This is a genomic window from Microbispora hainanensis (assembly GCF_036186745.1).
Lineage (GTDB): Bacteria > Actinomycetota > Actinomycetes > Streptosporangiales > Streptosporangiaceae > Microbispora.
Map to the genome: position 1 here is coordinate 562,870 of NZ_CP108086.1, position 21,042 is coordinate 583,911.

Here is a 21,042-nt window from a genome sequence, read left to right on the forward strand (position 1 = left end):
CGAGCCGACATGAGTGCGGGCCGGGGGATCCCCGGCCCGCGCTTCTCCTCGTGTGTCAGTCGCCGCCTCGCGTGCGTCGGTCGCCGCCTCCGTGTCAGTCGCCGAGCAGGGCGTCGACGAAGACCTCGGGGTCGAACGGCGCGAGGTCGTCCGGCCCCTCGCCGAGGCCCACCAGCTTCACCGGCACGCCCAGCTCACGCTGGACCGAGATCACGATGCCGCCCTTGGCCGTGCCGTCCAGCTTGGTCAGCGCGATGCCGGTGACGTTGACCACCTCGGCGAAGACCTGCGCCTGGCGCATGCCGTTCTGCCCGGTGGTCGCGTCGAGGACGAGGAGCACCTCGTCCACCGCCGCCTTCTTCTCGATGACCCGCTTGACCTTGCCCAGCTCGTCCATGAGGCCGGTCTTGGTGTGCAGCCGTCCCGCCGTGTCGATGATGACGGTGTCCGCCTTGTCCTCGATGCCCTTGGCCACGGCGTCGAACGCCACGGACGCCGGGTCGCCGCCCTCCGGGCCGCGCACCACGCCCGCGCCGACGCGGTCGCCCCACGTCTGGAGCTGGTCGGTGGCCGCCGCGCGGAAGGTGTCGGCGGCGCCGAGCACGACCTTCCTGCCGTCGCCGACCAGGACCCGGGCGAGCTTGCCCGAGGTCGTGGTCTTGCCGGTGCCGTTGACCCCGACGACGAGGACGACGGCCGGCCGCTCGCCGTGCGGCTGGGTGTGCAGGGTGCGGTCGAGGTCCGGCGCGATCTGCGTGAGCAGTTCCTCCCGCAGCAGCTTGCGCACCTCCTCGGGGGTGCGCGTGCCGAGCACCTTCACCTTCGTCCGCAGTTCCTCCACCATCGCGCGGGTGGGGGCCACGCCGACGTCGGCGGTGATCAGAGTCTCCTCGATCTCGTCCCAGACCTCGTCGTCGAGCCGGTCACGCGACAGCAGTTCGAGCAGGCCCCGGCCGAGGACGTTCTGGGAACGGGCGAGCCTGCCGCGCAGCCGCACCATCCGGCCGGCCGACGGCGGCGGGACCTCGATCTCGGGAGCCTTGATCAGCTCTTCGATCGGGGGCGCGGGCGGCGGCAGCGTGGTCGTCGTGCCGCCGTCCTCTTCGCCCAGCCCCGTCTTCGCGGGCTCCTCCGCGACGGGAGCCTTCGGCTCGGGCGGGGCCGGCGGCGCGGGCGGCAGGTCCTTCGCCTTCGGCCGGAACAGCAGCCACAGGCCACCCACCGCCAATATGGCGACGATGGCCACGATCACGATGATGCCGAGGTAACCGTCCACACCATGCAGTTTCCCAGATCGCCCGCATTACTCCGGACAGGGCGACTCGATCGGGCGATATAGAGGGGCGCGCCGTCGCGCCACGGACCGGCCGCGAGCGAGGCAGCCCTCCCCGGGGCGCCTACGGCACGGCCTCCCCCCCCCGCGCGCCTCCGGCACACCACATTCCCTGCGCGCCTCCGGCACACCACATTCCCTGCGCGCCTCCGGCACGACCGCACTCCCCGCGCGCGCCTCCAGCACGACCGCACTCCCCGCGCGCGCCTCCAGCACGACCGCACTCCCCGCGCGCGCCTCCGGCACGACTAGAGCGGATGCGAGCGGCGGGGGTGGTGAAGTGCTAGACCTTCTCGCGGAGGCGCTGGCTGACGACCTGGGTGACGCCGTCGCCACGCATCGACACGCCGTACAGCGCGTCGGCGATCTCCATCGTGCGCTTCTGGTGCGTGATCACGATGAGCTGTGAGGTCTGTCTCAGTTCCTCGAACAGCGTGAGCAGCCGCTGCGTGTTGGTGTCGTCGAGGGCCGCCTCGACCTCGTCCATGACGTAGAACGGCGACGGGCGGGCCTTGAAGATCGAGATGAGGAACGCGACCGCGGTCAGCGACCGCTCGCCGCCGGACAGCAGCGACAGGCGCTTGACCTTCTTGCCGGGCGGCCGGGCCTCGACCTCGACCCCGGTCGTCAGCATGTCCTCCGGGTCGGTCAGCAGCAGGCGGCCCTCGCCACCGGGGAAGACCCGCTGGAAGATCCCCTGGAACTCGCGGGCCACGTCCTCGTACGCCGCCGCGAAGACCTGCTCGACCCGGTCGTCGACCTCCTTGACCACGAGCAGCAGGTCGCGCCGGGTCTTCTTGAGGTCTTCGAGCTGGGAGGTGAGGAAGGCGTGCCGCTCCTCAAGGGCGGCGAACTCCTCCAGCGCCAGCGGGTTGACCTTGCCGAGCTGGGTCATCTGCCGTTCGGCCGTCCTGGCCCGCTTCTCCTGCTCCTCCCTGACGTACGGCACGGGCGGGTCGCCCGGCACCGGCACGCTCGGCCCGTACTCCGCGATCAGCGGTTCGAGCTCGATGCCGTACTCCTCCAGGGCACGTTGCTCCATCTGCTCCAGGCGCAGCCGCCGCTCGGTCCTGGCCATCTCGCTGCCGTGGACCCGGTTGACCAGGGCGTCCAGCTCGGAGCTGAGCTCCCGCACACGCAGGCGCACCTGCTTGAGCTCGGCGTCGATCTGCCCGCGGGCCCGCTCGGCCTCGTCGCGCTCCTCTGCGGCCCGCGCGAGCGAGCCCTCCAGGGCGTTCAGGGCGGCACGCGCACCTTCGGCCACGGCCGTGGCGATCTCCGCCTGCCTGCGGCGGCGTTCGCGGTCGGCCGCGGCCCTGGCCCGGTCCTGCCGCTCGCGCTGCGCCGCGCGCAGCAGCGCGTCGGCCCGGCCCGCGATGCCCCGCACCCGCTCCTCGGCCGTACGGACGGTCAGCCGGGCCTCCATCTCGGCCTGCCGGGTGACGCCGCAGGCGGCGGCCAGCTCGTCTCGGGTGTCGGTGGTCGGCTCCGCCTCCAGCTCGGCGGCGTACTCCGCCTCGGCGAGCTGCTCCTCCAGCTCCACGACCGCGGCCTGGGCCTGCTCGCGCGCCTCCTGGGCGTCCACCACCGACCGGCTCAGCCGGGCCGCCTCGTCCTGGGCGGCCTTGACGGCGGCCTCCAGCCGGGCGAGCTGCTTGGCCGCCGCCGCGGCCCGCTGGTCGGCCTCCCGCTGCCTGCCGCGCAGGCGGTCGAGCCCGGCCTGCGCCGCGTTCAGCCCGTTCTGAGCCGAGTTAACACCGCTCTGGGCGGCGCTCACGCCGTTCTGCGCCTCCGCGACCCGCGCCTGCGCCGCCTCCAGCGCAAGCTGGCACTCCCGCTCGGCGGCCACGGCCTCGGCCAGCGCCTCCGCGTGCCGTTCGGCCTCGGCCCCGGCGGTGGCGAGATCGGCGGCGGCCTCGTCGAGCGCCGTACGCATCTGCAGCAGCGAGGAGCCGCCGCCCGAGCCGCCGTGCGCGGCGTTGACGCCGAGCAGGTCGCCGGACATCGTGACGGCCCGCAGCTCCGGATGGGCGTCCACGACCTTGCGCGCGGTGAGCAGGTCGGGCACCACGACCACGTCGGACAGCAGCGCCTCCACGGCGGGGCGCAGCTCGTCGGGCACGGTCACCAGGTCGGCGGCCCACTCGGCGCCCGCGACCGGCGTCTCCGGCCGCGCGCTCTGGTCGCCGTCACTCTGACGGTCGCCCGCGATCAGCAGGGCGGCGCGTCCGGCACCGGCCTCACGAAGGTGTTCCACGGCCGCGACGGCGGCGGTGAGCGAGGCCACGGCGACGCCGTCCACGGCCAGCACGGCCGCGATGGCGGCCTCAGCCCCCGGGCGTACGGCGAGCAGCGTGGCGATCGGGCCGAGCAGGCCGGGCAGCCCGGCGCCGAGCAGCGCGGCGGCCCCGTCCGCGCCCCCGGCCAGGCTCATCTCCAGGGCCTCGCACCGCGCCTGGAGAGCGGCGACCGCACGCTGCGACTCGGCGTCGGCGGCCCTGGCCGTGCTCACCGCGGCCTTGGCGGCGGCCAGCGCGTCCCTGGGCGCGGCCAGGTCGGCCCGCACCCGCTCCACGACGGCCTCGGCCTCCTCGGCCACGGCCCTGGCCTCCTCCACCGCGGCGCGAGCGAGATCGACGCTCTCCTGCGCGGCCTCCAGCTCGGCCGCGAGCCCGGGGTCGGCCGGCGCCTCGTCGACCGCCTGCGCGTCGAGCTCGTCCTGGGCCTGCTCCGCGCGCCGGGTGGCGTCCTCGACGGCCTTGGTGAGCCTGCCGATCTCGTCTCCGGCGGCCCTGGCCCGGCTTCTGGCCGACTCGACCTGGCCGCGGAGGCGGGCGAGGGCCTCCCGGCGGTCGGCCGCGGCACGGGAGGCGGCGGTCAGGCGCCGCTCCTCGGCGGCCAGCGCCTCCTCGGCCTCGGCGCGGGCCTCGACGGCGGCGTCGAGCCGCTCACGCGCCTCGTCCAGCTCCTCCGCCAGCACCCGTTCCTGCTCGCGCACCTCGGCGGCCTCGCGTTCCAGGTCCTCCGGGTCGCGCCCGCGCCGCTCGATGGAGGCGGCGTCCGCGGCGTGCCGCCGTCGTTCGGCCGCGAGGCTCTCCACGCCGCGCAGCCGCTCCCGCAGGCCGGAAAGGCGATAGTAGGTCTCCTGGGCGGCCTTGAGGCGGGGCTGGGCCTCGTTCTCGGCCGCCTCCAGCTCGGCCTCCCGCCGCTGGCCCTCGGCCAGCTCGGCCTCCACGTGGGCGCGCCGCGCCTGTACGGCCGCCTCGTCGGCCTCCTCACGCTGCAGCGTGTCGCGGAGGGTGATCACGTCGTCGGCGAGCAGGCGCAGCCGGGCGTCGCGCAGGTCGGCCTGGATGACTGCCGCCTTGCGGGCGATCTCGGCCTGCCGGCCCAGCGGTTTGAGCTGGCGGCGCAGCTCGGCCACGAGGTCCTGGACGCGGGTCAGGTTGGCCTGCATCGCGTCGAGCTTGCGGAGGGCCTTCTCCTTGCGCTTGCGGTGCTTGAGTACGCCCGCGGCCTCCTCGATGAACGCCCGGCGCTCCTCCGGCCCCGCGTGCAGCACCTGGTCGAGCTGGCCCTGGCCGACGATCACGTGCATCTCCCGGCCGATGCCGGAGTCGGACAGCAGTTCCTGGATGTCGAGCAGGCGGCAGGTGTCGCCGTTGATGGCGTACTCGCTCTGGCCGGAACGGAACATCAGCCGGCTGATCGTCACCTCGGTGTAGTCGATCGGGAGCGCGCCGTCGCTGTTGTCGATCGTGAGGGTGACCTCGGCGCGGCCGAGCGGCGGGCGGCTCGAGGTGCCCGCGAAGATGACGTCCTCCATCTTGCCGCCGCGCAGCGACTTGGCGCTGTGCTCGCCCATCACCCACGCGAGGGCGTCCACGACGTTGGACTTGCCGGAGCCGTTGGGGCCCACCACGGCGGTGATGCCCGGCTCGAAGCGGAGGGTGGTGGCCGAGGCGAAGGACTTGAAGCCGCGTAAGGTGAGCGTCTTCAGATACACGTCCGCCCCCCTCGGTGCCGCCTGGCGTTTGGGGGGAAGACTACAGCGCCCGGCGGCCGGGGATGTGGTGATAGGCGCCCGTGGCCGATTGGGAAATGAATTCGGGTAAGGCAAGACGGGCGGTTCGCCCATCCCGCCCGTGGCCCGTTACTTATGATCAGTCAACCGTTTTTATGATCAGTTAACCGTCGAATCAAATTGCCGGGGAACGACGGCGCAAATGGCAAGGGACGCCTTTGCGGGGCGTCCCTACAATCCTTTCCCGTTCCCGCCGGGCCTCAGGTGAGAGCCGGCTCGCGATCCTGCAGCCGGACCAGGGCCTCGTCACGAGTTTGCGCCGCGAGCGCGTCGTTCTGGGCCTGGAGCCGGGTGAGTTCTGCCTCGAGGTCGCGGATGCGCTGCTGGAGACGGCGCATTTCCGAGATCATCCGAGGATCAGGACCGCCGACGTGGCCGAGTAGAGCCTTCGCCATAGTAAAGGGTCCTCCACGCTGAGTGACCAGACTGGTTCGCGCACTTCATGCCGCGGGAGGGGTGCGCGTGGTTCCTCTCAAGAGTCGCACCGGCAATGGAGGCGGTCAAGTTGAACGCTCCGCACAGACGCACCGGTGGGCACTCTCGCTAGATAAATATACCGGATTTAGGAGGTTTGAGGGAAGCCCTACCTCTCGACAAACCCGGCGATACCTCTCTTCGCATCGCTCCAGCGCTCGACCACCCCCTCGACGTGGCCGGGCGTGTCTCCGGTGCGTAACAACGACAGGAGTTTCTCGCATGACTCCCTCGGGCCCTCGGCGACGACCTCGACCCTCCCGTCGGCCAGGTTCGAGGCCCACCCGACGAGCCCGAGCTCCAGTGCGCGGGCGCGGGTCCACCAGCGGAACCCCACACCCTGCACCCGTCCACGGACCCATGCCGTCAACCGAACCACGCCTACAAGTATCCAGATCGACTCCGGCCGGCGCAGCGGGGGGTGGTCTAAGGGCGGGCGCTCCTCGGGCGGGGCTGGCACTTCGGGCAGCTGTAGGAGGACCTGTTCATGAACGCCTCCCGCCTGATGGGCGTTCCGCAGCGGCGGCACGGCTCGTCCCGCCTGCCGTACACCGCGAGCGAGCGGTCGAAGTAGCCGCTCTCGCCGTTCACGTTGACGTAGAGGCTGTCGAAGGAGGTGCCGCCCTGCCCCAGCGCCTCGGTCATGACCTCGCGGACCGCCGCGAGCAGTTCGGCGATCTTCGGCCGGGTCAGCGTCTCCGTCGGCCGCGCCCAGTGCAGGCGCGCGCGCCACAGCGCCTCGTCCGCGTAGATGTTGCCGACCCCGCTGATCAGCGACTGGTCGAGCAGCGCCCGCTTGATCCCCGTACGGCGCAGCCGCAGCCGTACGGCGAACTCGGCGTCGTCGAAGGCGTCCTCGAGCGGGTCGGCGGCGATGTGCGCGATCGGCTCCGGCACCGGCCGGCCGAGACCGGAGGTCATGGGCGCCACCAGCAGGTGCCCGAAAGTGCGCTGGTCGACGAAGCGTAACTCCAGGCCGCCGTCGGCGAAGCCCATGCGCACGCGCAGGTGCTTCTCTATCGGCGACAGCGGGTCCACGACGAGAAGCTGACCGCTCATGCCGAGATGGGCGATCAGCGCCTCGCCGGGCTCCTCCTCGCCGGTGGCGTCGTCGCGCAGGGGCAGCCACAGGTATTTGCCGCGCCGCTCGGCCGACGCCAGCGTGCGGCCCTTGAGCTGGGCGGGCAGATCGCCGACGTTGCGCCGGACCGCCCGGGGGTGCAGGACCTCGGCCGCGGCCACCGTCCGGCCCGCGACCCAGCTCTCCAGGCCCCTGCGGACGACCTCGACCTCGGGCAGTTCGGGCATGCGCCGTCTCCCGTGCTCAGGCGTGTACGGGACCGGCGCCCTCGCGGGCGTCGCGCACCGCGCGGATCGCGGTCCAGGCCGCCTCGGCCGCCTGCTGCTCGGCCTCCTTCTTGCTGCGGCCCGAGCCCTTGCCGTACTCCTTGCCGCCCACGCGCACGACCGCGGAGAACGACTTGGCGTGGTCGGGCCCGCTCTCGTCCACGTGATACTCCGGCACGCCGAGCATCTCGGCGGCGGTGAGCTCCTGCAGGGACGTCTTCCAGTCGAGCCCGGCGCCGAGCGACGCCGACCGCGTGATGAGCGGGTCGAACAGCAGGTGGACGACGCGGAACGCCTCGTCGAGGCCCTTGTCGACGTAGACCGTGCCGATCAGGGCCTCCAGCGTGTCGGCCAGGATCGACGACTTGTCGCGGCCGCCGGTGCCCTCCTCGCCACGGCCGAGCCGCAGGTATTTGCCGAGGTCGAGCGTCCTGGCGACGTCGGCGAGCGCGCGCATGTTGACCACGGCGGCGCGCAGCTTGGCGAGCTGGCCCTCCGGCAGGTCCGGGTGGTTGCGGAACAGCGTGTCCGTCACCACGAGACCCAGCACCGAGTCGCCCAGGAACTCCAGGCGCTCGTTCGTCGGCAGTCCGCCGTTCTCGTACGCGTACGAGCGGTGCGTCAGCGCCCGCTCGAGGATGCCGGTGCTGAGCCGGACATCCAGGATCTGGAACAGCTCGTCTCTCGCGACCTCGACGGGCACGGGCTTTACAGACGGCGCGGCCATGAAATCCTCCCAACTCCTAGGTGCAGGCAGGGCCGTGCACGGGAGGCAGGCGGGCCGGCCGAAGGCCCGAAGGCGTGGTGGACGCCGGTCCGCCGGGAGCCGATGGCCCCGGCGTCCACCACGGCCGCGGGCGTGCATGTCGGTGCGTACCGTCCAACCGCCACCGCACGTTCCTATGGAGCACGGTAACTCTTTGAAGCACGGTAACGCCGACCGGCTCGCTTTGACGATCCGGCCGGCGTCCCGACGTCCCTTACCGCACGCGCGATCAGGCCGACGGCTCGACGACCTGACGACGGTTGTAGGTGCCGCAGCTCGGGCACGCCACGTGCGGGCGCTTGGGCGAGCGGCACTGCGGGCAGCTCACGAGTGCGACCGCCGCCGCCTTCCACTGGGACCTGCGGGCGCGGGTGTTGCTCCGCGACATCTTCCGCTTGGGGACGGCCACGTCAACCCTCCTGATCGTCTTCCTGTTCCACAACCAAACCCTGCAGCGCCGCCCAGCGGGCGTCGATCGCTTCGTGCCGGTGGTCAGGGCCGGCCTCCGCCAGCCTGATCCCGCACTCCGCACAGAGACCGGGGCAGTCATCACCGCACACCGGGCTCAGCGGCAGTGCGAGCACCACCGCGTCACGGAATACCGGCTCGAGATCGAGCAGTTCGCCGTCGAGGAGCAGATCGTCCTCTCCGGCGTCCTCCGCCGAGTAGAAGTAGAGCTCCTGGAAGTCGACCTCGATCTCCGAGGTCAACGGGTCCAGGCAGCGCGAGCACTCCCCCGTCAGGGGAGCCTGCGCCGTGCCCGTCACGAGCACGCCCTCCATCACCGCCTCGAGCCGGATGTCCAGCTCGACGTCGGCGTCCTTGGGAACGCCGATCATTCCGACGGCGAGATCCACCGGTGCCGGGAGAACCGGGCTGAGTGTGCGCATCGATCCCGGTCGGCGCCCCAGGTCATGGGTGGAGATCACCCAGGGGGCTCGGGGATCGAGGCTGTGCAGACTCATCCTGCTCTCGTTAGGCATGGCGAATCACCGCCGTCGTGCAAGGCTGAAAGGCAAGAATACCAGCCCCGGTTCAGCCTCTGAGCCGCTCCACCAGCAGCTGGTGGACGAGGTCGGGGACCAGGCCGGACACGTCCCCTCCGTACCGGGCGATCTCCTTGAGCCTGCTCGACGACAGGAAGGAGTATTCCGGGTTGGTGGACATGAACAGCGTCTCGACGCCCGACATCCGATAGTTGAGCTGCGCCATCTGCAGCTCGTAGTCGAAGTCGCTGACCGCGCGCAGGCCCTTCACGATGGACGGGATGCCCTGCTGCCTGCAGAAGTCGACCAGCAGGCCGTGGAACTTCTCCACGCGGACGTTGCCGTACTCCTTCGTCACCGCCTGGAGCATCTCGATGCGCTCGTCGACGGTGAACAGGCTGCGCTTCTCGATGTTGATGAGCACGGCCACGACGACCTCGTCATACAGCCGTGACGTCCGGCCGATGATGTCCAGATGACCGTTGGTCACGGGATCGAACGACCCCGGGCAGACGACACGACGCAAGGCGCACCCCCATAGATTCACGGGTTCCCGGCTGCGTGACCGTACCAAACGGCCGCTTCGCCGTATCGACGGACCCTGTCTTCCGTGAAGCCCGCGGGCCACACCAGGTCCTTACCCCTCGACTCCCGTTCCACGGCCACGAGCGCGCCCTCGGCCAGCCAGCCGTTGTCGCGCAGCGCCGTCAGCACCCGCGTGACCGCCTCGTCGGAGACGGCGTAGGGCGGATCGGCGAAGACGAAGTCGTACGGCTCCTCGCACGGCCGGGCCACCACCCGCTCGACCTTCTCGGCCCGCAGCGCCGCGCCCGGCAGCCCGAGGGACGCGATGTTCTCCCTGATCGTGCGCGCGGCCCTGGCGTCCGACTCCACCAGCAGCGCGTGGGCGGCCCCCCGGCTCAGCGCCTCCAGCCCGACGGCGCCCGACCCGGCGTACAGGTCGAGCACCCGGACCCCGTCCAGCGGGCCGAGCGCGGAGCCGACGGTGGCGAACAGGCCCTCCCGGGTGCGGTCGCTCGTCGGCCTGGTCGATCTCCCCGGTGGGACGGCCAGCCTGCGTCCCCCCGCCGTCCCTGCGATCACCCGCGTCACACCTTCATTGTCCCGCCCCCGGCGGCCGTCCCGGCACAGCGGAGGGGCACGGAGTCAAGAGTGGGCAAGCCGCGGCGACGAATGAGTAAGAGCCGTATCGCGGGGTCGGTCACTTGCGCATCATGAGTTCTGCGGCCTTCGCGGTGACCCAGGGGGAGGCCGGCCGGCGTGGTCGTGAGCCCTTCCGCACGCCGGCGCCCTCGGCACCTGACCCGAGGGCGGGCCCAGCCGGGGACGGCATTCGGGGGGAGGCCGTCCCAAGGCTGGGCCCTGGGTCGTTTAACGGGCGTCGTGTTCACACGGCGCCCGTTTCATTTCCCCCCTCACGCCTTCTCGAGGTATTCGGCGCGTTCGCCGGCGACCATGGTGTCGATCTCGGCGCGCAGGGCCGGGTGGGCCGACAGCTCGGAATCGGCGGACAGCAGGGCGGTCGCCTCGGCCCGGGCGGTCTCGATCACGTCCTCGTCGCGCAGCAGTTGCAGCAGCTTGAGCGAGGACTTGCGCCCCGACTGGGCGGCGCCGAGCACGTCGCCCTCTCTGCGCTGCTCCAGGTCGACACGGGACAGCTCGAACCCGTCCAGGGTCGCCGCCACCGCGTCGAGCCTGCGGCGCGCCTGGGTGCCCTCCGGGGCCTCGCTCACGAGCAGGCACAGCCCGGGCAGCCCGCCCCGGCCCACCCGGCCGCGCAACTGGTGGAGCTGGGAGACCCCGAAGCGGTCGGCGTCCATGATGACCATCACCGACGAGTTGGGGACGTCGACGCCGACCTCGATGACCGTGGTCGCGACCAGCACGTCGATCTCGCCCCGGGCGAAGGCCCGCATCGTGGCGTCCTTGTCCTCGGGCGCGAGCTTGCCGTGCAGCGCCTCGATCCGCAGGCCCGACAGGGGGCCCTCGGCGAGCATGCGCGCGACGTCGAGCACCGCCAGGGGCGGCCTGCGCTCCTCGTCGTCCTTCGCCAGGTCGCCCTCGTCGCCCTCCTGGTCGCCGATGCGCGGGCACACCACGTAGGCCTGGCGGCCCAGGCCGACCTCCTCGCGCACCCGCTGCCAGGCGCGGTCGAGGTAGTGAGGCTTCTCCGCGGCGGGCACCACATGGGTGGTGATCGGGGCCCGCCCCGAGGGGAGCTGGGACAGCGTGGAGACCTCCAGGTCGCCGAACACGGTCATCGCGACCGTGCGCGGGATCGGCGTCGCCGTCATGACCAGCACGTGGGGGCGTCCGCCGCCGCCCTTCTCGCGCAGCGCGTCGCGCTGTTCGACGCCGAACCTGTGCTGCTCGTCCACCACGACCAGGCCGAGGTCGGCGAACTGCACGTGCTCCTGCAGCACGGCATGAGTGCCGATCACGATGCCGGCCGCGCCGGAGGCCGCGTCGAGCAGCGCGCTCCGCCGCGCGGCGGCCCCCATCGAGCCGGTGAGCAGCGCGACCGCCGTCCCGCCGAACATGCCGCCCGCCGCGAGGTCGCCCAGCATGTTCACGATCGACCGGTGGTGCTGCTGGGCGAGGACCTCGGTGGGGGCGAGCAGCACGGCCTGCCCGCCGGAGTCGACCACCTGAAGCATCGCGCGCAGCGCGACCACGGTCTTGCCCGCGCCGACCTCGCCCTGCAGGAGCCGGTGCATGGGGTGTTCGCGGGCGAGGTCGGCGGCGATCTCCTCGCCGACCTGCCGCTGCCCCTCGGTGAGCTGGAACGGCAGCCGCTTGTCGAACTCGCGCAGCAGCCCGTCGTCGCGCCCGGGACGGGCCCGGGCGAGCCAGGCGGACGCGGCCATGCGCCGCCGCACCAGCACGGCCTGCAACACGAACGCCTCGTCGAACTTCAGCCGGTCGTGCGACCGGGCGACGTCCGCCTGGCTGCGGGGCCGGTGGACCCGCCGCAGCGCATCCTCGATCGGCAGCAGCCCCAGCCGCTCCCGGATCTCGGCGGGCACCGGGTCGTCCAGGCTGAGCACGTCGAGCACCGTGCGCACGGCCCGCCGGATCTTCCAGCTCGGCAGCCCCTGGGCGGAGGGATAGATCGGCACCAGTGCGGAGGCGAACTCCTCGGCCGTCTCCTCCGTCTCGTCGAACGACTCGTATTCGGGATGAGTGAGCGAGACGCGCCTGGTCCTCCCGCCGACGAAGACGCCGACCTTGCCGGAGAACATCGCCTCGGTGCCCGGCGTGAGCCGCTGCTCGGCCACGTAGGCGCCCTTGCCGAAGAACGCCAGGTGGAGCTTCTCCTTGCCGTCGGTCACCTCGATGTCGAGCCAGGTGCCCTGCCGGTTCTTCATCGGCCTGCGCACGGCCGACGACACCTTCGCGACCACGGTGACGTGCTCGTCGTGCTCCAGCGACGCGATGGGCGTCAGCTCCCCGCGCTGCGCGTATCGCCGCGGATAGTGGCGCAGCAGCTCACCGACCGTGCTGATGCCCAGGGCGCTCTCCAGCGAGGCGGCCGACCTGCCGACCACCTTCTTGAGCGGCTCGTCGAAGCTCGTCACGACACCAATTACTACCCGTACGGGCCGACAATCCGGCTACTCGACGCCGATCAGGAGGGGATAACCGCCCTGTCCGCCCTCGTACACGACGATCTCCAGGTCGGGGCGGACCTGCTCCAGATGGACGCGTACGGCGGGCAGGAGCGGCTCGGGCGCGCACGCGCCGGCGACGAGCGTGACCATTTCGCTGCCGCCGGAGACCAGGCGCCGGACGACCTCGACCGCGGTCTCGGTCAGGTCCGCGCCGATCAGCGCGACGTCGCCGTCCACCACCCCGAGCACGTCGCCGGGGCGGCAGATCCCGGCGCTGGTCATCGCCTCGCGGTCGGCCACCCACACGTGCCCGTGGCGGGTGTGCCCTGCCGCGTCGGTCATCGCCACGATGTCGTCGTCGAAGCGGCGCAGCGGGTCGTGCACGGCCAGCGCGGCCAGGCCCTGCACCGACGCCCGGGTGGGCAGGACGCTGACCGTCACGCCCTCCTCCCTGGCGATCTCCGCGGCGGCCACGGCGACGTCATGTGTGGCGGCGTCGTTGGGCAGCACCGCGACCTCGGTGCCGGCCTCCCGGACGGCCCGCAGCAGGGCCGCCGCCGTCGGAGCGGAGCCCGGCTCGCGCCGCACGACCACCGCCCCCGCCTCCCGGAACAGGGCCGCCAGGCCGTCCCCCGCGGCGACCGCGACGACGCCCCGCGCCGGGCCCGGCTCGTGCGGCCGTCCCCCGAGGTAGGTCACCTTGATCCGGTGGGGCCGTCCCGCGCGCAGCCCTGCCTCGATCGCCGCGCCCGCGTCGTCCACGTGGACGTGGACGTTCCACAGGTCCTCCCCGCCGACGATCACCAGGCTGTCCCCCAGCGCGTCGAGCTCGCCCCGCAGCCGGTCCACCTCCTGCGCGCCCGCATCGAGGAGGTACATGACCTCGTAACCGGGGCCGCCGGTGTCCTGCGCCTGCTCGGGCGCGATCCGCGCGGCCGGGGCGGGCACCTCGTGGCGCTCGCTGTACGCCTCGGTCACCACCTCGGCCAGGCTCTCCAGCATGATCACCAGCCCGGCCGCGCCCGCGTCCACCACGCCGTTGCGGGACAGCACGCCGAGCTGACCGGTCGTACGGCGCAGGGCCCGCCGCGCCTCGTCGGCCGCCCGGCGGGCCACCTCGGCCAGGTCGTCGGGCGCGTCGCGCACGGCCTGCGCCGCCGCCGACAACACGCTCAGCACCGTGCCCTCCACCGGGCGGACCACCGCCGCCCTGGCCATCTCGGCCGCCCTCGTCAGGCCGTCGCGCAGGTCGGCGCCGCCTCCCGGCGCGCGCCCGAGCACCTCACCCAGGCCCCTGACGGCCTGGCTGACGATCACCCCGGAGTTGCCCCGCGCGCCGAGCAGGGCCCCGCGCGTCAGGGCCTGCCAGGTGGCGTTCGCGTCCGCGCCGCCGGGCAGCGCGTCCACCGCCTCGGCCGCCGACAGGATCGTGAGGTGCAGGTTCGTGCCGGTGTCCCCGTCGGGCACGGGGAACACGTTGAGCGCGTCGATCTCCGCCCTGGCCCGGCCGAGGGCCGCCGCGCAGTGGCGCGACCAGCGGCGCACGGCGGGGGGATCGAGCACCTTGAGCATCCGGCAGACCTTCCTTCCGCGCGATCCGGCCCCCCGATGCGCTACCGTTGGCGGGTACGAGACTATCCCCCGTTCGCCGGAGTCCCGTTTGGCGTGCAACGGTGAACATCGGATATCCTCGTGTGGCCAGCCGGTTGTCCCGGCATTGCTCGGACGAGCCGCTGCACCGGCGCCGGGCCGATCGACTGATTCAAAGGAGCGATTACCGTGGCTTCCGTCTGCGACGTCTGCGCCAAGAAGCCGATTTTCGGCAACAACATCTCCCACTCGCACCGCCGCACCCGCCGCCGCTGGAACCCCAACATCCAGACCGTGCGCGCGGTGGTCAACGGGACGCCGAAGCGGATGAACGTCTGCACCTCCTGCATCAAGGCGGGCAAGGTCACGCGCTGACCGTCTGACATCCGCGAGAGCCCGCCACCTGAACCGGTGGCGGGCTCTCGCGCTGTCTCGACCAGAGACGGCCTCGGCAGAGACGACCTCGACCGGAGATGGTCTCGGCCCGGGACGACCTGGACCGGGACAACCTTGACTGGAGACGACCTCGACCGCCCTGGAAAGGGCGCTGAGCGGGATCACGACGGTGTTCCTGGTCTGGCCCTTCCTCACGTCCGAGGGCGCGCAGGACGTCCTCGCCACGATCGCGGGCTCCGCCCGCCGCCTCGTCTACCTGTCGTCGTCAGGCGTGAACGAGGACGCCGGGTGGCGGACCGACCCGATCTACCGGCTCCACGCCGAGATGGAGAGCCTCATCAAGGCGTCGGGCCTGGAGTGGACCATCCTGCGCGCCGACACGATCGCCTCCAACGCGCTGGGATGGGCCGGGCAGATCCGGCAGGACGGTGTCGTACGCGGCCCCGGCATCGCCCCCACGGCGGTGGTGCACCAGGCCGACGTCGCGGCCGTGGCGGCCCGCGTGCCGACCGGCGACGGGCACGCGGGGGCCACGCACGTGCTGACCGGACCGCACGTGGTGAGCAGGGCCGACCAGGTCCGCCTGATCGGCGAGGTGATCGGCCGTCCGCTGCGCTTCGAGGAGGTTCCCGTGGAGGCGGCACGGGAGCGGATGCTCGCGGACGGAAGGCCGCCCGCGCTGGTCGAGGCACTGCTGGCGAGCACCCGGCGTCCCCGCTCCGACCTGGTGACCTCGACGGTGGAACAGATCACCGGCAGACCCGCGCGGACGTTCCGCCAGTGGGCCGCCGACCACGCCGACGCCTTCCGCTGAGGCATCGCGCCAGGGCATCGCGCCGGGGCCTCCCGCGACCCGGACGCCCCGGCTCAGGCGTCCGTCCGCATCCGCCAGGCGTGGTCCACGGGCCCGATGCCCGCGCCCAGGGGGAACCCGTGCGCGATGGCGCCCGTGACGTACTCCTTGGCCCGCCGTACGGCGCCGGGCACGTCCTCGCCGAGGGCGAGGTACGACGCGATCGCGGAGGCGAGCGTGCAGCCGGTGCCGTGGGTGTGCCGGTTGTCGTGCCGCTCGGCGGTGAAGCGGTGCTCGCTCGACCCGTCGGTGAGCAGGTCCACCGGCTCCCCGGGAAGGTGGCCGCCCTTGATCAGCGCCCATTTCGGGCCGAGCGCCAGCACCGCCTCGGCGGCGCGGGGCATGTCGCCGGTGTCCTCGACCTTGACGCCCGTGAGCTGCTCGACCTCCCACAGGTTGGGGGTGACCACGGTCGCGGTCGGCAGCAGCACGCTCTTGACGGTCTCCACGGCCTCCGGCGCGAGCAGGCTGTCGCCGTGCTTGGACACGCCGACCGGGTCCACCACGACGGGCACGGTCACGCCCGCGAGGACCTCCGCGACGGTCTTCACCAGCACGGACGACGCCAGCATGCCCGTCTTGATCGCCTGGGCTCCGATGTCGCCGAGGACCGAGTCGAGCTGTGCCCGCACCGCCTCGGGGGGCAGTTCCCAGTAGCCCTGCACACCCAGTGAGTTCTGCGCCGTCACGGCCGCGATGACGCTCATGCCGTGGACGCCGAGGGCCAGCATGGTCTTCAGGTCGGCCTGGATGCCGGCGCCGCCGCCGGAGTCCGAGCCCGCGATGGTCAGGACACGTGGTGGGGTGGTCATGCGACCATCCAACCAAAACCCCCGCCGTTCCCTGGAAAACGCCCCGTCTCCGGCTGTGGCCGGGAGCCGGGAGCCGGGGGCTGGAGGCTGGGGGGCTGGGGGGCTGGGGGCTGGGGGACCGGGTCAGCGGGTCGCGGCCGCGCCGAGACTCATGCCGCACACCCGTGAAGCGTTGGCGTACGCGGCGCCCGGCCGTCCCGAGGCGTTCCGCCGAGCCGCCGACGCCGCCGACGCCGCCGGGCCGCCGGGGACGCCTCAGCCGCGCTGGGACGCGCCGGTGACCTCACAACGTCCCTCGGAGAGCACGCAGTCGGCGGGTGCGGCCGACGCGCCCTCGGCGTGGATGGTCAGCGTCAGCGTGCCGCCCTGGTCCAGCGCGGCCTGCGAGGTCAGGGTCAGGGTGTCCCCCTGCTGCCGCCAGCCTGCCCCCTCGACCGAGGTCACCCGCCCGCCGACGGCCAGCCGGATGGTCCATGCGGGCAGGTCCGGGCCCTCGTTCCGTACGGCGAGCCGGGCCGTGTAGCCGCCCGCGTGACGGTTCGTCACCGTGAACCCCACCCGCACCGCCGGGCCTCCGGCGACGAGAGCGGACGTGGTCCGCACCGGGTGCGCGCCGGTCCTGCGGTTCGCATCGGCGTCGGACTCGTCAGCGGAGTCGTCCGCGTCACCGGCGTCTTCGCCGCTCCCGGAGTCGTTCAGCGGGGTCTCACCGGGCGTCGCGCCGTCGGTGGACCCGGCGCCCGTCGTGTCGTCCGGGTCGGCCGTGACGGCGGCGGGAGCATCGTCCACCTGCCCGGTCGGGTGGGCCGACGCACGCGGGGCAGCGGTGGACGAGGCACGCGTACGGGCGGACGTGTGGTCGTGGTCCCGGCCCTTCGAGGTCGCCGTCGCGACCGGTGTGGCGCGGGGAGCCGCGGGGGTGCCCTCCCCGGCGTCGTTCTGCGCGGCGTCCTCCTGTGCGGTGTCCTTCTGTGCGGTGTCCTCCTGGCCGGAACCGGACGCGCCGGAGTCCTTCTTGCCCTGTTGGTCCTGACCGTTCCCGGCCGGGTCGCCGGACGCGGGGGTCGCGTCGAGGGACTGGCCGGACCCGGCTCCGTACGGCCCGCCGTCGGCTGCGCAGTTCTCCGACGTCGGGCAGGCCGTCGTCGGCTGATCCAGGGCCAGGGAGGTCCGCCCGGCGAGCAGCCGAGCGCCGCCGGCCGTGACGCCCACGGCCAGCAGCACCGACAGCCCCGACACGAGCGCCAGCCGCCGCATGCGTCTCGGCGGCTTCGCATGGTCGTCCCCGTCCTGCCCGGGGTCCCCGGCGCCCAAGGACGCCGTCAGGAGGGCGGACGAGGCCGTCCGTTCCGAAGGCGATGACGACATCGACGGCGACGACGGACTCTCGGACTCCAGCCGCTCGGGCGACAGGGCCGCGAACATCCGGCTCGTCGACTCCGAGGGCGGCACCGGCCACGGCACGGCACCGCTGTTTGTCGCCAGGCCACTGCTCGTCACAGGGCCGGTCGCGGGGCCACCGGCGGCCTCCGAGGGCGGCGCGGGCCACGGCATGGCACCGCTGTTTGTCGCCGGGCCACTGCTCGTCACCGGACCCGTCACAGGGCCGGTCATCGGGCCGGTCGCGGGGCCACCGGCGGCCTCCGAAGGCGGCACCGGCCACGGCACGGCACCGCCGCCCGGCCACTGCGCGGACTGGCCGGGCCCGGCGAGGGACTGCTCGTCCGGCGTCACCGGCGGACGGTAGGCCAGGTGGTCCTGAACGCCACCCCTCTCTGCGAGGTCGTCCTGACCCGGGGAGGGCTGACCCTCTCGTGCCTTGCGTCCTGCCGTGTGGCGGCCCATGACGGTCCTTCCTGTTGCCTGACCGCCATACTTAATAACAGATCTAATACGCCTATGTCACAAATTTCACATCACGCACGGAAGTGATCCCATCCCCCTTTGGTCCAGGTCTGTCCGTTGACCTGCACTCCGTGTCCCTCCGTGACGGCTCCCACACGCGTCCATTCGGGCGGCAGCCGTACGCCGGGAGGGAACGTCGCGGCCAGCGCGTGGTCGTCACCTCCCGTGAGCACCCACTCCAGGGGGTCCGCGCCGAGCTCGCGTGCCGCCGCGGACAGTGACTCCGGCACGGGTAAGGCGGCGGCGTCCAGTCCCACGGCCACGCCGCTCGCGTCGGCGACGTGACCGAGGTCCTGCAGCAGGCCGTCGCTGACGTCGAGCATCGCCGTCGCGCCGAGCAGCGCCGCCGCAGGACCGCAGGCGTACGGCGGCCGGGGACGGCGGTGCGCCTCCAGCAGGGTCACGAGGTCCGGGGAGCCGCCGGTCACCCCCGCTTCGAACAGGGCCAGGCCGGCCGCGGCGTGGCCGAGACGGCCCGCCACCGCGACCACGTCGCCCGGACGCGCGCCCGACCGGGTCACCGGGGCCCTGCCGCCGAGATCGCCCAGCGCGGTCACGCCGAGCACGACGGTCTCCGAGCGGGCGATGTCGCCCCCCGCCACCGTCGCCCCCACCAGGTCGCACTCGTCGCGGAAGCCGTCGGTCAGGGCGTCCACCCAGTCGGTGCCGACGTCGGCGGGCAGCCCCAGGCCGACCACGAGAGCGGTCGGATCGGCCCCCATGGCAACAATGTCGGAAAGGTTCTGTGCCGCCGCCTTCCGGCCTATGTCGTAGCCACTCGACCAGTCGCGGCGGAAGTGCCTACCCTCGATCAGGAGGTCCGTGCTGACGACGACCCGCCCATCGGGCGCCTTCAGGACCGCGGCGTCGTCGCCGGGGCCCAGCAGTACGGCCGCAGTCCGCGGAAGGCGTCCCGATATCCGCTGGATTACTCCGAATTCGCCGAGATCTCCGACTGTGATGGCACACCCCTTGTGCATTCGAGGTACGGTTACGCTCCGGCACTGATCTCTACCCGGAGGGCGTCATGGTGCAGGCCTACATCCTTATCCAGACCGAGGTCGGCAGGGCCGCCAACGTGGCCGAGGAGATCTCCTCCATTCCCGGGGTGACGCAGGCCGAGGATGTCACCGGGCCCTACGACGTGATCGTCCGCGCCCAGGCCAACAACGTGGACGAGCTCGGCAAGCTCGTGGTGGCCCAGATCCAGGCCGTCCACGGCATCACCCGTACACTGACGTGTCCGATCGTCCACATCTGAGCGGAGCGCGAGCCGAGGAGACGATGCGAGAGGCGAGGAGGCCCCTGCGCGCCACACCGGCAGGCCTGGTCCTGGCGGCGCTCGCCCTGCTCGCCGCCTGCTCGTCCACCGTCCACGTAGAGCCGCCCACGCCGACCGGCGAGGCGGCCGCGGCCTGCCGCAAGCTCGAAGCCGCGCTGCCGAAGACGCTCGAAGGGCTCGACCGGACCCCCTCCGAGCCGCCCTCGCCGTACGTCGCCGTCTGGGGTGACGGCCAGATCGCGCTGCGCTGCGGCGTGCCCCGGCCCGCCGCGATGGAGCCCACGGCCGAGGTCGCCGACATCAACGGCGTCGGCTGGTTCCAGGACCCGCGGCGGCCGACGCTGTTCACGTCCACCAACCGGGTGGCGTACGTCGAGGTGACGATCGGGCAGGGGATCCAGGCCGGGGCCGTGCTGGTCGACCTCGCCGAGCCGATCAAGTCGAGCATCCCGGAGTGACTACCGCAGGCCCGCGGGCCGGCGCAGCGCGAGCTGGATCAGCCGCTCGACCAGGTCGGCGTACGGCAGGCCGGTGGCGGCCCACAGCTGCGGCGCGACCGACAGCGACGTGAAGCCCGGCATCGTGTTGATCTCGTTGACGATCAGCTCGCCGGACGGCGTGTAGAAGAAGTCGACCCGCGACAGGCCCTCGCAGCCGAGCGCCTCGAACGCGCGCACGGCCAGGGACCGCAGCGTCTCGGCCACCTCGCCGGGGATGTCGGCCGGCGCCCGGAGCTCCATCTGGTCGGGGTAGTACTTGGCCTCGAAGTCGAAGAACTCGCGCTCGCCCCGCACGAGCACCTCGCCGGGGACGCTCGCCTCGGGGGCGGCGTCGCCGAGCGACTCCAGCACCGCGCACTCGACCTCCCGGCCGACGATCGCGGCCTCGACCAGCACCTTCGGGTCGTGCTCCCGGGCGAGCTCGATCGCCGCCTCCAGCGACTCGGGGTCGTGCGCCTTGGTGATGCCTTGCGACGACCCGGCCCTGGACGGCTTCACGAACACCGGCCAGCCCAGTTCCTCGATCTCCTTGAGCACCCGGCCGCGGTCGAGCCGCCAGTCGCGGTCGCGTACGACCACGAACGGGCCGACCGGCAGCCCGGCGGCGCGCAGCACGAGCTTCATGTACGCCTTGTCCATGCCGACCGCGCTGGCCAGCACGCCCGAGCCCACGTAGCGGACCCCGGCCATCTCCAGCAGGCCCTGGATCGTCCCGTCCTCCCCGAACGGCCCGTGCAGCATGGGGAACACGACGTCCACGCGGCCGAGCGCACGCGGGATGTCGCCCGAATCGAGAGCCACAAGGGTGCCGGAGTCGCCGGGGAGTGCGAGCGCGGTGCCGGAGTCGTCCACGACGGGCAGGCGACCGGACTCGATCGCGTAGGACTGGCCGTCCGACGCCAGCACCCAGCGCCCGTCCTGGGCGATGCCGATGGGGATGACCTCGTACTTCGTCCGGTCGATGGCCTCCAGCACACTGCCCGCGCCCATCAGGGAGACGGCGTGCTCGGAGTTGCGGCCACCGAAGACGACTGCCACGCGTACGCGTGACGGGGACTCGCGCTCCTCATTCATGATGCCCG

The 21,042-nt window shown here is 72.6% G+C and carries 21 protein-coding genes; 5 read left to right on the plus strand and 16 right to left on the minus strand.

Annotated elements, in window-relative coordinates; genetic code table 11:
- Positions 1 to 94 precede the first annotated feature (94 nt).
- The 12 genes from ftsY to OHB01_RS02610 all read right to left on the minus strand — a co-directional run bounded on the left by ftsY (position 95) and on the right by OHB01_RS02610 (position 14,194).
- On the minus strand, positions 95 to 1,276 hold the full coding sequence (gene ftsY, locus OHB01_RS02555; protein ID WP_142646033.1) for a signal recognition particle-docking protein FtsY: 1,182 nt from the start codon (positions 1,274 to 1,276) through the stop codon (positions 95 to 97).
- Between the two features lie 340 nt (positions 1,277 to 1,616).
- Positions 1,617 to 5,339, minus strand: coding sequence for an AAA family ATPase (locus tag OHB01_RS02560; RefSeq protein ID WP_328709299.1), 3,723 nt, complete (start codon positions 5,337 to 5,339; stop codon positions 1,617 to 1,619).
- A gap of 278 nt (positions 5,340 to 5,617) precedes the next feature.
- Entirely contained in the window at positions 5,618 to 5,812 is a 195-nt protein-coding gene (locus OHB01_RS02565) for a hypothetical protein (RefSeq protein WP_036331364.1), read from the minus strand.
- Between the two features lie 188 nt (positions 5,813 to 6,000).
- Positions 6,001 to 6,270: an acylphosphatase gene (locus OHB01_RS02570; protein ID WP_185948930.1), complete on the minus strand. Its 270-nt coding sequence runs from the start codon at positions 6,268 to 6,270 to the stop codon at positions 6,001 to 6,003.
- 47 nt (positions 6,271 to 6,317) lie between these two features.
- On the minus strand, positions 6,318 to 7,199 hold the full coding sequence (gene mutM / locus OHB01_RS02575) for a bifunctional DNA-formamidopyrimidine glycosylase/DNA-(apurinic or apyrimidinic site) lyase (RefSeq protein ID WP_142646037.1): 882 nt from the start codon (positions 7,197 to 7,199) through the stop codon (positions 6,318 to 6,320).
- Between the two features lie 16 nt (positions 7,200 to 7,215).
- A complete protein-coding gene (gene rnc, locus OHB01_RS02580; RefSeq protein ID WP_142646039.1) occupies positions 7,216 to 7,965 on the minus strand; it encodes a ribonuclease III in 750 nt (249 codons plus the stop codon).
- A gap of 268 nt (positions 7,966 to 8,233) precedes the next feature.
- Positions 8,234 to 8,413, minus strand: coding sequence for a 50S ribosomal protein L32 (gene rpmF, locus OHB01_RS02585; protein WP_142646040.1), 180 nt, complete (start codon positions 8,411 to 8,413; stop codon positions 8,234 to 8,236).
- Position 8,414: 1 nt separating this feature from the next.
- A complete protein-coding gene (locus OHB01_RS02590) occupies positions 8,415 to 8,969 on the minus strand; it encodes a YceD family protein (protein WP_142646042.1) in 555 nt (184 codons plus the stop codon).
- Positions 8,970 to 9,039: 70 nt separating this feature from the next.
- Positions 9,040 to 9,516 carry a pantetheine-phosphate adenylyltransferase gene (gene coaD / locus OHB01_RS02595; RefSeq protein WP_142617375.1) on the minus strand — a complete coding sequence of 159 codons (477 nt, stop codon included), beginning with the start codon at positions 9,514 to 9,516 and terminating at the stop codon, positions 9,040 to 9,042.
- A 17-nt stretch (positions 9,517 to 9,533) separates the two neighbouring features.
- Entirely contained in the window at positions 9,534 to 10,103 is a 570-nt protein-coding gene (rsmD, locus tag OHB01_RS02600; protein ID WP_142646044.1) for a 16S rRNA (guanine(966)-N(2))-methyltransferase RsmD, read from the minus strand.
- Positions 10,104 to 10,426: 323 nt separating this feature from the next.
- On the minus strand, positions 10,427 to 12,589 hold the full coding sequence (gene recG, locus OHB01_RS02605) for an ATP-dependent DNA helicase RecG (RefSeq protein ID WP_142646046.1): 2,163 nt from the start codon (positions 12,587 to 12,589) through the stop codon (positions 10,427 to 10,429).
- Between the two features lie 36 nt (positions 12,590 to 12,625).
- Positions 12,626 to 14,194 carry a DAK2 domain-containing protein gene (locus OHB01_RS02610; protein WP_328854885.1) on the minus strand — a complete coding sequence of 523 codons (1,569 nt, stop codon included), beginning with the start codon at positions 14,192 to 14,194 and terminating at the stop codon, positions 12,626 to 12,628.
- Positions 14,195 to 14,401: 207 nt separating this feature from the next.
- On the opposite strand from OHB01_RS02610, the gene rpmB reads away from it, so the two are divergent.
- Positions 14,402 to 14,587 carry a 50S ribosomal protein L28 gene (gene rpmB / locus OHB01_RS02615; protein WP_030506042.1) on the plus strand — a complete coding sequence of 62 codons (186 nt, stop codon included), beginning with the start codon at positions 14,402 to 14,404 and terminating at the stop codon, positions 14,585 to 14,587.
- Between the two features lie 160 nt (positions 14,588 to 14,747).
- Positions 14,748 to 15,422, plus strand: coding sequence for an NAD(P)H-binding protein (locus OHB01_RS02620; protein ID WP_260617158.1), 675 nt, complete (start codon positions 14,748 to 14,750; stop codon positions 15,420 to 15,422).
- Positions 15,423 to 15,475: 53 nt separating this feature from the next.
- Here the strand turns inward: OHB01_RS02620 and thiD are convergent, their stop codons facing one another.
- The gene (gene thiD, locus OHB01_RS02625; protein ID WP_142646052.1) at positions 15,476 to 16,273 is read right to left on the minus strand and encodes a bifunctional hydroxymethylpyrimidine kinase/phosphomethylpyrimidine kinase; all 798 of its coding nucleotides are present in this window, start codon (positions 16,271 to 16,273) and stop codon (positions 15,476 to 15,478) included.
- Positions 16,274 to 16,528: 255 nt separating this feature from the next.
- A complete protein-coding gene (locus tag OHB01_RS02630) occupies positions 16,529 to 17,530 on the minus strand; it encodes a cellulose binding domain-containing protein (protein WP_142646054.1) in 1,002 nt (333 codons plus the stop codon).
- Here OHB01_RS02630 and OHB01_RS02635 point away from each other — a divergent pair.
- Positions 17,529 to 18,020, plus strand: a complete 492-nt coding sequence (locus tag OHB01_RS02635; protein WP_142646056.1) for a hypothetical protein — start codon at positions 17,529 to 17,531, stop codon at positions 18,018 to 18,020. The genes OHB01_RS02630 and OHB01_RS02635 overlap by 2 nt on opposite strands.
- Before the next feature lie 169 nt (positions 18,021 to 18,189).
- Here OHB01_RS02635 and OHB01_RS02640 read toward each other — a convergent pair whose 3' ends face one another.
- Positions 18,190 to 19,158 carry a thiamine-phosphate kinase gene (locus OHB01_RS02640; protein ID WP_142646058.1) on the minus strand — a complete coding sequence of 323 codons (969 nt, stop codon included), beginning with the start codon at positions 19,156 to 19,158 and terminating at the stop codon, positions 18,190 to 18,192.
- 47 nt (positions 19,159 to 19,205) lie between these two features.
- On the opposite strand from OHB01_RS02640, the gene OHB01_RS02645 reads away from it, so the two are divergent.
- Complete coding sequence (locus tag OHB01_RS02645) at positions 19,206 to 19,439, plus strand: Lrp/AsnC family transcriptional regulator (RefSeq protein ID WP_030506047.1); 234 nt, start codon at positions 19,206 to 19,208, stop codon at positions 19,437 to 19,439.
- Positions 19,440 to 19,462: 23 nt separating this feature from the next.
- Positions 19,463 to 19,918, plus strand: coding sequence for a DUF3515 domain-containing protein (locus OHB01_RS02650; protein WP_142646060.1), 456 nt, complete (start codon positions 19,463 to 19,465; stop codon positions 19,916 to 19,918).
- On the opposite strand, the gene OHB01_RS02655 is transcribed toward OHB01_RS02650, so the two are convergent.
- Complete coding sequence (locus OHB01_RS02655) at positions 19,919 to 21,034, minus strand: D-alanine--D-alanine ligase family protein (protein WP_142646062.1); 1,116 nt, start codon at positions 21,032 to 21,034, stop codon at positions 19,919 to 19,921.
- Between the last annotated feature and the right edge of the window lie 8 nt (positions 21,035 to 21,042).

Coding starts and splice junctions, on each gene's coding strand:
- OHB01_RS02650 (WP_142646060.1), top strand. CDS start 19,463: ATGCGAGAGGCGAGGAGGCCCCTGCGCGCCACACCGGCAGGCCTGGTC.
- OHB01_RS02655 (WP_142646062.1), bottom strand. CDS start 21,034: ATGAATGAGGAGCGCGAGTCCCCGTCACGCGTACGCGTGGCAGTCGTC.
- OHB01_RS02645 (WP_030506047.1), top strand. CDS start 19,206: ATGGTGCAGGCCTACATCCTTATCCAGACCGAGGTCGGCAGGGCCGCC.
- OHB01_RS02590 (WP_142646042.1), bottom strand. CDS start 8,969: ATGAGTCTGCACAGCCTCGATCCCCGAGCCCCCTGGGTGATCTCCACC.
- mutM (WP_142646037.1), bottom strand. CDS start 7,199: ATGCCCGAACTGCCCGAGGTCGAGGTCGTCCGCAGGGGCCTGGAGAGC.
- thiD (WP_142646052.1), bottom strand. CDS start 16,273: ATGACCACCCCACCACGTGTCCTGACCATCGCGGGCTCGGACTCCGGC.
- OHB01_RS02610 (WP_328854885.1), bottom strand. CDS start 14,194: ATGCTCAAGGTGCTCGATCCCCCCGCCGTGCGCCGCTGGTCGCGCCAC.
- OHB01_RS02640 (WP_142646058.1), bottom strand. CDS start 19,158: ATGCACAAGGGGTGTGCCATCACAGTCGGAGATCTCGGCGAATTCGGA.
- OHB01_RS02630 (WP_142646054.1), bottom strand. CDS start 17,530: ATGCGGCGGCTGGCGCTCGTGTCGGGGCTGTCGGTGCTGCTGGCCGTG.
- OHB01_RS02565 (WP_036331364.1), bottom strand. CDS start 5,812: ATGGCGAAGGCTCTACTCGGCCACGTCGGCGGTCCTGATCCTCGGATG.
- rnc (WP_142646039.1), bottom strand. CDS start 7,965: ATGGCCGCGCCGTCTGTAAAGCCCGTGCCCGTCGAGGTCGCGAGAGAC.
- OHB01_RS02635 (WP_142646056.1), top strand. CDS start 17,529: ATGCGTCTCGGCGGCTTCGCATGGTCGTCCCCGTCCTGCCCGGGGTCC.